The organism is Comamonas sp. FG99 (assembly GCF_057808605.1).
Genome location: NZ_JBMDII010000035.1, coordinates 47,358 through 56,124, shown reverse-complemented (window position 1 = coordinate 56,124; position 8,767 = coordinate 47,358). Strand labels below are relative to the sequence as shown.

General features: G+C 71.2%; 7 protein-coding genes and 1 tRNA gene. 4 read left to right on the top strand and 4 right to left on the bottom strand.

Annotated features, from left to right (window positions below):
• Window positions 1-161: 161 nt before the first annotated feature.
• Window positions 162-1,226: a selenide, water dikinase SelD gene (gene selD / locus ACODRX_RS20325; protein WP_488873354.1), complete on the bottom strand. Its 1,065-nt coding sequence runs from the start codon at window positions 1,224-1,226 to the stop codon at window positions 162-164.
• Between the two features lie 234 nt (window positions 1,227-1,460).
• Here selD and yfiR point away from each other — a divergent pair, with 234 nt between their 5' ends.
• Genes yfiR through yfiB form a run of 3 tightly spaced genes read left to right on the top strand, consistent with a single transcriptional unit; the run spans window position 1,461 to window position 3,722 of the window.
• On the top strand, window positions 1,461-1,973 hold the full coding sequence (gene yfiR, locus ACODRX_RS20320) for a regulatory sequestration protein YfiR (protein WP_488873353.1): 513 nt from the start codon (window positions 1,461-1,463) through the stop codon (window positions 1,971-1,973).
• Entirely contained in the window at window positions 1,970-3,193 is a 1,224-nt protein-coding gene (gene dgcN / locus ACODRX_RS20315; RefSeq protein ID WP_488873352.1) for a diguanylate cyclase DgcN/YfiN, read from the top strand. Before yfiR ends, dgcN begins: the two co-directional genes overlap by 4 nt.
• Window positions 3,174-3,722: an outer membrane lipoprotein YfiB gene (gene yfiB / locus ACODRX_RS20310; RefSeq protein WP_488873351.1), complete on the top strand. Its 549-nt coding sequence runs from the start codon at window positions 3,174-3,176 to the stop codon at window positions 3,720-3,722. The genes dgcN and yfiB overlap by 20 nt, the downstream gene beginning before the upstream one ends.
• Window positions 3,723-3,729: 7 nt before the next feature.
• Here the strand turns inward: yfiB and ACODRX_RS20305 are convergent.
• The 3 genes from ACODRX_RS20305 to selA form a co-directional block, all read right to left on the bottom strand.
• Window positions 3,730-3,825 (bottom strand) — tRNA-Sec (locus ACODRX_RS20305).
• A 32-nt stretch (window positions 3,826-3,857) separates the two neighbouring features.
• Window positions 3,858-5,786 (bottom strand): selenocysteine-specific translation elongation factor, encoded by a 1,929-nt coding sequence (selB, locus tag ACODRX_RS20300; protein WP_488873350.1) that lies wholly within the window; start codon window positions 5,784-5,786, stop codon window positions 3,858-3,860.
• A gap of 39 nt (window positions 5,787-5,825) precedes the next feature.
• Window positions 5,826-7,235 carry an L-seryl-tRNA(Sec) selenium transferase gene (gene selA / locus ACODRX_RS20295; RefSeq protein ID WP_488873349.1) on the bottom strand — a complete coding sequence of 470 codons (1,410 nt, stop codon included), beginning with the start codon at window positions 7,233-7,235 and terminating at the stop codon, window positions 5,826-5,828.
• Window positions 7,236-7,432: 197 nt separating this feature from the next.
• On the opposite strand from selA, the gene ACODRX_RS20290 reads away from it, so the two are divergent.
• Window positions 7,433-8,764, top strand: a complete 1,332-nt coding sequence (locus ACODRX_RS20290; protein WP_488873348.1) for a carbohydrate porin — start codon at window positions 7,433-7,435, stop codon at window positions 8,762-8,764.
• The last annotated feature ends 3 nt before the right edge of the window (window positions 8,765-8,767 follow it).

Genomic DNA, 8,767 nt, shown 5'->3' with positions numbered 1-8,767 from the left:
AAGTACCTCGCCCGCCGGGGCGAGACCCGGCCTCTGGCCTCAAAACAAGGCTCCACGCTTGCCCGCTACGCTGGGTCTCCCGAGGGGTTCATGTCGTTCACTGGCTTAAGTGAACGGCATTACTGCGGATGCAGGCGTTTTTCATTGAGGGCAGTGATGCCTCAGCCAACCACCACGCGCGCCGCGCCGGCGCGCATCTCGCCGACCACGGCCGCAGCGGCGAAGCCCTGTTCGCGGAACACCGCCAGCACCGCGGGCGCGGCCTCGGGCGCGCAGGCCACCAGCAGGCCGCCCGAGGTCTGCGGGTCGGTCAGCAGGTGGCGCATGGCCGGGGGCAGCTCGGCGGGCAGCTCGACATCGCCGCCATAGGCGGCCCAGTTGCGGCCCGAGGCGCCGGTCACCATACCCTGCTCGGCCAGCGCGCGCACGCCGGGCAAGAGCGGCAGGTGGCGGCTGTCGATCTGCGCCGCAAGGCCCGCGCCGCGCGCCAGCTCCAGCGTATGGCCGAGCAGGCCGAAGCCGGTCACGTCGGTCAGCGCGTGCACGCCGTCGATGCGCGCCAGCGCGGGGCCGGGGCGGTTGAGCTGGGTGGTGTTCTCGATCATCGCGGCATAGCCGGCCGCGTCGAGCTGCTCCTTCTTCAGCGCAGCCGAGAGCACGCCCACGCCCAGCGGCTTGCCCAGGATCAGCAGGTCGCCCGCCTGCGCGCTGGCGTTGCGCTTCATCAGCCGCGGATGCACCAGGCCTATGCCCACCAGGCCGTAGATGGGCTCGACCGAGTCGATGGAGTGGCCGCCCGCCAGCGGAATGCCGGCGTCGCGGCACACCGACTCGCCGCCTTGCAGGATCTTGGCGATGACATCGTGCGGCAGCGTGTTGATGGGCATGCCCACGATGGCCAGCGCCATCAGCGGCGTGCCGCCCATGGCGTAGATATCGGACAGTGCATTGGTCGCGGCGATGCGGCCGAAGTCGAACGGGTCGTCGACGATGGGCATGAAAAAGTCCGTCGTCGCGACGATGGCCTGCTCGTCGTTGATCTGGTAGACGGCGGCGTCGTCCGCGGTTTCGGTGCCCACCAGCAGTTGGGGAAAGAGCTGCTTGGGCAGGGCGCTCTTGCTCATCAGCTCGGCCAGCACGCCGGGCGCGATCTTGCAGCCGCAGCCGCCGCCGTGCGACAGCGAGGTGAGGCGGGGATGGGGAGCGGTGGTGGTGTCAGGAGTCATGCAATCTGGCCCGGCAAGGGGATGAGTGAATGGTGGCGGTGGCGCAACTGTCTATTATCAGCGCGGATCGGCGCTGCCGGCCGCCGCATGCCGGGCGGGGAAAAATGCTCCAAAATGGGCGCCTGCGAGGCGTTGGCGGTGGCCGCGCCGCTTCAAGGAGCCGGCAAGTTGGCAAGGGCATATCACGAACGGGAGAGGGCATGGGCCGGGCCGCGGCGGGGCTGGTGCTGGGCGTTGCCGCTCTTGTGCGGGCTGCTGGCCGCGGCGCCTGCAGCGCGGGCCGAGATCTCGGCGAGCACGCTGGAGGAGGGCGTGTCCCGCACGGTGCTCGGCATCCTGGGCTATACCCGCTGGCCGCAGGAAGGCCCGGTGCTGCGCCTGTGCGTGGTGGGCGAGGCCGAGTATGCGCGCGGCCTGCTCGATGGCAAGGGCCTGGTGGTGGGCAGCCGCCCGCTGGAGGTGCGCCGGGCCGATGCGCAGCAGGCCGGCACGCAGGTCGAGTGCGACGCCATCTACGCCGGCCGGCTGGCGGAGAGCGCCTGGCGCCAGCTGATGCGCAGGCTGGACGGCCATCCCACGCTCACCATCAGCGAGCATGGCGCGCTGTGCCGCATCGGCGCCATGTTCTGCCTCAAGCCTGCGCGGGGCGCCATCGGCTTCGAGGTCAACCTCGACTCGGTCGCGCGCAGCGGGGTGCGGGTCAATCCGCGGGTGCTGCAGCTGGCGCGCCAGGGCAGCGAGCCATGACGCCCATGCCACGCAATGCATCGCTGCGCGCGGTGATCCGCCGCGCCCACCTGCGCATGGCCTGGGTGGCGATCACGCTGGCCGGCGCGCTGCTGCTGCTGGTGGGGCTGGTGGCGCTGCGCCTGTACCTGGCCAACAACCTGCAGCTGATGGCACGCTCGGTGGCCTATACGGTGGAAGCCTCGCTGGTGTTCGCCGACCAGGCGGAAGCCGCCAGCGTGCTTGGCGAGATGGTGGCTGGCGAAGACGTGGCGCAGGCGCGGATCGTGCAGGCCGACGGGCGGGTTTTTGCGCAGTGGCGGCCAGCGGCGCCGGCCGCCATGGCGCGGATGGGCGAGGCCCTGGCGGCGGCCCTGGGGCTGCCCGAGGCCGAGGCCGAAATCCGCCAGGGCAGCAAGCTGATCGGCCATGTGCAGCTGCGCAGCGACGGCGCGGGCCTGGTGCGCTTTCTGGGCACCGGGCTGGTGGTGCTGCTGCTGTGCCAGGGCATCAGCGGCTATGTGGGGCTGCGCCTGTCGCGCCGCATGCTGGCCGATATCGCCGAGCCGCTGCAGGAGCTGGCGCGGGTGGCCCGCGCGGTACGCCACGAGCGCTCGATGGAGCAGCGCGTGCGGCCGGCGCGCATTGCCGAGCTGCGGGCGCTGGGCGATGACTTCAATGCGCTGATGGCCGAGCTGCAGCTGCGCCACCTGCGGCTGCAGCAGCAGAATTCGCTGCTCACCCAGCAGGCCATGAGCGACAGCCTCACCGGCCTGGCCAACCGGGCGCATTTCGAGCAGCGGCTGCTGCGCGCGCTGGACGACGCGATGGAGCTGCAGCAGAAGCTGGCGGTGCTGTTCATGGATGCGGACCGCTTCAAGGAGGTCAACGACCGCCTGGGCCATGCGGCCGGCGACACCTTGCTCAAGGCGCTGGCCGAGCGGCTGCGCCAGCAGGTGCGCGAGACCGATCTGGTGGCCCGCCTGGGCGGCGACGAATTCGCGGTGCTGCTGCACCCGGTGCGCGGCGCGGGCGATGTGCAGCTGGTCATCGACAAGATACTGCAGGCCATGAAGCCACCGCTTTTGATTGGGAATGCGGCCAGGCTCTATCCTGCGGTCAGCGTGGGCATGGCGGTCTACCCGGAGCACGGGGCGGACATGGCGGCCTTGCTCGCCCATGCCGACCGCGCGATGTACGAAGACAAGGCGCGGCGGCGCGATGCGTGCGAAACCAGTTGACAGCGAGAGGCAGCAGGTGCAACAAGATCGAGATGGGGCGCGGTGTTCCCGGCCCACGGCGAAATGGCTTTGGACGGGCCTGCTGGCGCTGGCCATGGCGGGCTGCCAGCCGGCGGCGCCGCTGCAGCGGCAGGATGGGCCCACGGCGCAGCAGCAGGTACTGCGCAGCCAGGGCTTCGTGCAGTCCGAGCAGGGCTGGGAGCTGCAGATGCCGGGCAAGCTGCTGTTCGAGTTCGACTCGGCCGAGCTCGGCGCCAGTGCGCAGGCGCGCATCGTGGAGCTGGGGCGGGCGCTGTCTGCGGCCGGCATCGAGCGGCTGCGCATCGAGGGCTATACCGACGACCGCGGCAGCGATGCCTACAACCTGCGGCTGTCGCTGCGCCGCGCCCAGGCCGTGGCGCATTGGCTGGTGGAGGCCGGCATGGCTCGCGACCGGCTGGAGATCCGGGGGCTGGGCCGCTCGCAGCCGGTGGAGCCGGGCAATCCCGCGGAGAACCGGCGCGTGGCCATCATCGTGCCGGCGCCTTGAGGTCGGGTGGCGGAAAGCAGCAGGAGTCGAACCTACCCGGGAGCGGCTGACGCCCCCCACCGGGTTTGAAGCCCGGCCGCACCACCGGGTGCGATTGCCTTCCAACGCATGAAGCGGCGATTGTAGCCAGTGTATTCAGCCCTGGCTGCCCCAGTGCGCGTCGGGCCGGATCAGGTGGGCGTCGCGGATGCGGCGGGTGTAGCCCACGCGGTCGAAGTATTCGAGCAGCTGGATCGCGCGCTTGCGGCCCAGGCCGGTGGCGTCGCGAAAGGCTGCTGCCGGCACCTCGCCCGGGCCGCCGGCCTGCCGCGCCTCGGCGGCCAGGCGCGCGAGCAGCGCGGCCAGCTCGTCCATGCGGCTGCTGGCGTAGAACAAATCCTTGACCACCTGGTGCAGCGCGCCCTGGCGCGCCAGCTTGGCGCACAGCTGGCGCACCGGCTCTTCGCCCAGCTGGTGGTCGCGGGCCAGCTCGCGCACCCAGGGCGGATCGTAGCGGCCGGCGGTGATCGCGGGCTGCAGCCGCTCGGCCAGGGCCTGTTCGGCGCCGCTCAACTGCAGGCGGTGGCTGGGCAGGTGCAGCCAGGCGCCGCGTGCGGCGATGGCGCCGCGCTCGGCCAGCTCGGCCAGCAGCGCGCGCCACAGCGGCTCCTGCTGCATCGCAGGGCAGGCCATGCGGCGCAGCCGCGCGGAGTTGACGCCGGGCTCGTCCGGGCAGTGTTCGTGAAACTGCTGCAGCGTGGCCAGCAGCTGCGCCTGCCAGTGCCGCCAGCGGGAGTCGTGCAGCAGCAGCGCATCGCCGCCGGGCAGCGGCAGGCTGCGCGTGGCGGCCGGCAGCGCCTGTTGCGCCAGCTCCCTGCCGCACAGCCGCTGCAGGCGGCTGCGCTCCATGCCGTAGGGGGCCTGGGCGACGAGCGCCTCGGCATCGCCGCCGTCCACCAGCTGCTGCAAGGCATCGAGCCAGGCCATGCGCTCGGGGCTTCTGCGCTTGCGGGCGGGCGCCTCGGGGTCGAGCACACGGCCGCCGGCAATGGTCTGGCTGGCCTGGGCATTGCGCACGATGAAGCGGTCGCCGGGCAGCAGGAACAGCGGCGCATCGAGCACCAGCTGCGTGCGCGCCTGGCCGCCGGGGGCGATGCCGCCCGCTTGCAGCGGCACCACATGGGCCGTGCAGTGGGCGGTGGCCGCATGTACGTGCACCGAGGCCCAGGGCTCGATGGCGGGAGCGTCCGGCAGCGACTGCCATTGCACGTCGATGCGCTGGCTGGCCTGCAGCGCGCGCGGATCGGCGATCCAGTCGCCGCGGGCGATGGCATCCTTGGCGATGCCCTGCAGCTTGAGCGCGCAGCGCTGCCCGGCACTGGCGCTGCCGCTGGCCCGGTTCTGCGCATGGATGCCGCGCACGCGCACCGGCTGGCCGCTGGCGCTGTGCTGCGCACTGCCTTCCACGGCCAGCTCGCCGGCGAACACGGTGCCGGTGACGATGGTGCCCTGGCCGGGCAGGGTGAAGACGCGGTCCACCGCCAGCCGGAACAGCCCGCGCGCTTGGCGCTGCGCGGCCAGCGCGGCCCGCTGCCACAGGTGCGCCTGCAGCGCGGCGGTGCCCGCGTCGCCAGCCTGCGCCGCCGCGGTGCGAAACAGCGGCGCGCCGGCCAGCGGCGTGCCGGCGAGCAGGGCGCGCACTTCGCGCTCCGCCTGCTGCAGCCGGGCGCCGTCCACGCGGTCGGCCTTGGTGAGGGCGATGCTGGCTTCACGCACGCCGAGCAGCTGCACGATGGCCAGGTGCTCGCGGGTTTGCGGCATCACGCCGTCGTCCGCCGCCACCACCAGCAGCGCATGGTCGATGCCGGCCGCGCCGGCGGCCATGGTGTGCACGAATTTCTCGTGGCCAGGCACGTCGATGAAGCCCAGCACCTGCCCATCCGGCAGGGGCACATAGGCATAGCCCAGCTCGATGGAGATGCCGCGCTCCTTCTCCTGCTGGAGCCGGTCGGTGTCCACGCCGGTCAGCGCGCGCACCAGCGTGGTCTTGCCATGGTCGATATGGCCGGCGGTACCGATGATCATGCGATTGCCATGGAAATATGTGCCATTGATGCCTGCCGCTCAGGCGCTGGCAAGCAGCCCGATCTGCTGCTCGAATGCCGGCTGTTCGGCGGCTTCCAGGCAGCGCAGGTCCAGCCACAGCGCGCCGCCCTGGATGCGGCCGATCACCGGCCGGGGCAGCTGGCGCAGCCTGGCCTCCAGCTGCTGCAGCAGCTGCCCTTCGCGCCTGCGGTCTGCGGGGGTGATCCGCAAGCCGTGGCTGGGCAGGGTCTCGACCGGCAGCGCGCCGCTGCCGATCTGGCTCAGCATGTCGGCGGCCTCGACGCGGTAGGCCATGCCCAGTGCCTGCTGCAGCGCCGGCTGCAATTGCAGCGCCTGGGCGCGCATGTCGGCCTGCGGGCGGGTGAACAGGCGCAGCGTGGTCAGCTGCCGGGCCAGCGTCTCGGGATGGAGGTACAGGCGCAGCGTGGCCTCAAGCGCGGCCAGCGTGAGCTTGCCCACGCGCAGCGCGCGCTTGAGCGGGTGGCGCTTGATGCGCGCGATCAAGTCCTTGCGGCCGACGATCAGGCCGGCCTGCGGGCCGCCCAGCAGCTTGTCGCCGCTGAAGCTCACCAGGTCGGCGCCGGCGGCCAGGGTTTCCTGCACCGTGGTCTCGTGCGGCAGGCCCCATTGGCGCAGGTCGGCCAGCGTGCCGCTGCCCAGGTCCACCATCAGCGGCAGGCCGCGCGCGTGGGCGAGCTGCGCGGCCTCGGCATCCGGCACGCTCTTGGTGAAGCCGGTGATGGCGTAGTTGCTGCAGTGCACCTTCATCAGCAGCGCGGTGGCGTCGGTGATGGCGTTTTCGTAGTCGCGCGCATGGGTACGGTTGGTGGTGCCCACCTCGACCAGGCGCGCGCCGGCATGGGCCATCACGTCGGGGATGCGGAAGGCGCCGCCGATCTCCACCAGCTCGCCGCGCGAGACGATCACTTCCTTGCCCGGCGCGAGCGTGGCCAGCGCCAGCAGCACCGCCGCCGCATTGTTGTTGACCACGGTGGCGGCCTCGGCGCCGGTCAGCTCGCACAGCAGCTCGTGCACCAGGTCGTCGCGGTCGCCGCGGCCGCCGCTGGCCAAGTCGTATTCGAGGTTGGCGGGCGCGCTCAGGGCCTGCACGGTGGCCTCTACCGCGGCCGCGGGCAGCAGCGCGCGCCCCAGGTTGGTGTGCAGCACCGTGCCGGTGAGGTTGAACACCGGCACCAGCCGCGGGGCGCTGCGCCGGGCCAGCCGGGCGGCGGCATGGGCGAGTATGCCTGCGTCGCTGCCGGCCCAGGCCGGCAGCGGCGTTCCGTTGCGCCAATGCTCGCGCAGCTCGGCCACCACCGCGCGCAGCGCGGCGGTGCAGGCCGAGCGGCCATGCTGGGCCTGCAGCGGCGCTGCGTCCGGGCTCTGCAGCAGGCGGTCGATGGAAGGGGGCTGGAAGGCGGGATTCATCGGCGGTGCAAAAAAGTCTGGCGGTATCCGGTGCCGTGATGGTACGGCAGATGCGGCGTGCGCCATGCCGGATACCGGGTGGGCTCAGCTTTGGTCACGATTCAGTCATGCATTTGTCATCAAGAGCACCGATAATCGCGAGCGGCAGCGTATCCGGGTTTTTACCTAGCGTGGCGGCCGATACCAGGAGAAAAAGAATGAACCGCCCTCTGCTGCCTCTGCTGGCCTTGGCCATGCTTGCCTGCGCGGGTACCACTCGCGCGCAGGACGGCGATGCCGGCCAGGACCAGCCCGGCCGCGTGGAGGCGCACCTGCAGGCCAGCTATATCTGGCAGCGCAAGCCGGCCTTCGGCGCGCTCTACAGCGGCCCGCGCAGCCTGGTGCCCGGGCGCGAGAAATCCTACTCCTTCTCCGGCACGGCTTACCTGGGCGTGCGGGCGGCGCCGGGGCTGGAGTTCTACCTCAACCCCGAGGTAATCCAGGGCGTGCCGCTGTCGCATCTGAACGGCCTGGGCAGTCCGACCAATGGCGAGATGCAGAAGGTGGCCGGCGCCAATCCCAAGGGCTATATACCGCGCGCCTTCCTGCGCAAGACCTGGGGCCTGGAAGGTGAGCAGGAAGCAGTGGAGTCGGCGCCGAACCAGCTGGCGGGCATGCGCAGCAAGAACCGCGTGGTGCTGAGCGCGGGCAAGATGTCGGTGGTCGATATCTTCGACGCCAATCCCTACAGCCACGATGCGCGCAGCCAGTTCATGACCTGGTCCTCGCTGGCGCAGGGCGCCTACGACTATGCGGCCGATGCGCAGGGCTACACCTGGGGCGCGGCGCTGGAGTACTTCCAGGACGATTGGGAGCTGCGCATCGGCCGCTTCGCCGGCCCGCGCGAGTCCAACGGACAGGCGCTGAACTACCGCATCTTCAAGTTCCATGGCGATCAGCTGGAGGTGGTGCACAACCACGAGTGGGACGGCAAGCCTGGCGCGGTGCGCATGCTGCTGTGGCGCAACCGCGAGAACATGGGCAGTTTTCAGGATGCGCTCGACTACGCCCGAGCCCATGGCGGTACCCCGGCGCTGGCGGATGTGCGCCGGCCCCAGTCCAAATGGGGCTACGGCCTGCACCTGGACCAGGCGCTGGCCGAGAACCTCGGCGCCTTCGCACGCTACAGCTGGGGCGACGGCCGCACCGAAACCTATTCCTTCGAGGAGGTGGACCGCAGCGCGCAGCTGGGCGTGGCCGTCAAGGGCGCGGCCTGGGGCCGTGAGGGTGACACGCTGGGCCTGCTGGCGGTGCGCAACACACTGTCCTCATCGCACCGCGAATACCTGGCGCAGGGCGGCCTCGGCGGCTTCATCGGCGACGGGCGGCTGAACTACCGCCCGGAATGGGTGAACGAGATCTACTACAACCTGCGCATGCTCAAGGGCCTGTGGCTGGGGCTGGATGCGCAGCAGGTGCGCAACCCGGCCTACAACGCGGACCGCGGGCCGGTGCGCGTGTATTCGCTGCGCTTGCACGCGGAGTATTGAGCG

Bases quoted from the DNA above. Each gene is read 5' to 3' on its own strand.
- selD (WP_488873354.1), bottom strand. From the start codon at position 1,226: ATGACTCCTGACACCACCACCGCTCCCCATCCCCGCCTCACCTCGCTG.
- dgcN (WP_488873352.1), top strand. From the start codon at position 1,970: ATGACGCCCATGCCACGCAATGCATCGCTGCGCGCGGTGATCCGCCGC.
- yfiB (WP_488873351.1), top strand. From the start codon at position 3,174: ATGCGTGCGAAACCAGTTGACAGCGAGAGGCAGCAGGTGCAACAAGAT.
- selB (WP_488873350.1), bottom strand. From the start codon at position 5,786: ATGATCATCGGTACCGCCGGCCATATCGACCATGGCAAGACCACGCTG.
- selA (WP_488873349.1), bottom strand. From the start codon at position 7,235: ATGAATCCCGCCTTCCAGCCCCCTTCCATCGACCGCCTGCTGCAGAGC.
- ACODRX_RS20290 (WP_488873348.1), top strand. From the start codon at position 7,433: ATGAACCGCCCTCTGCTGCCTCTGCTGGCCTTGGCCATGCTTGCCTGC.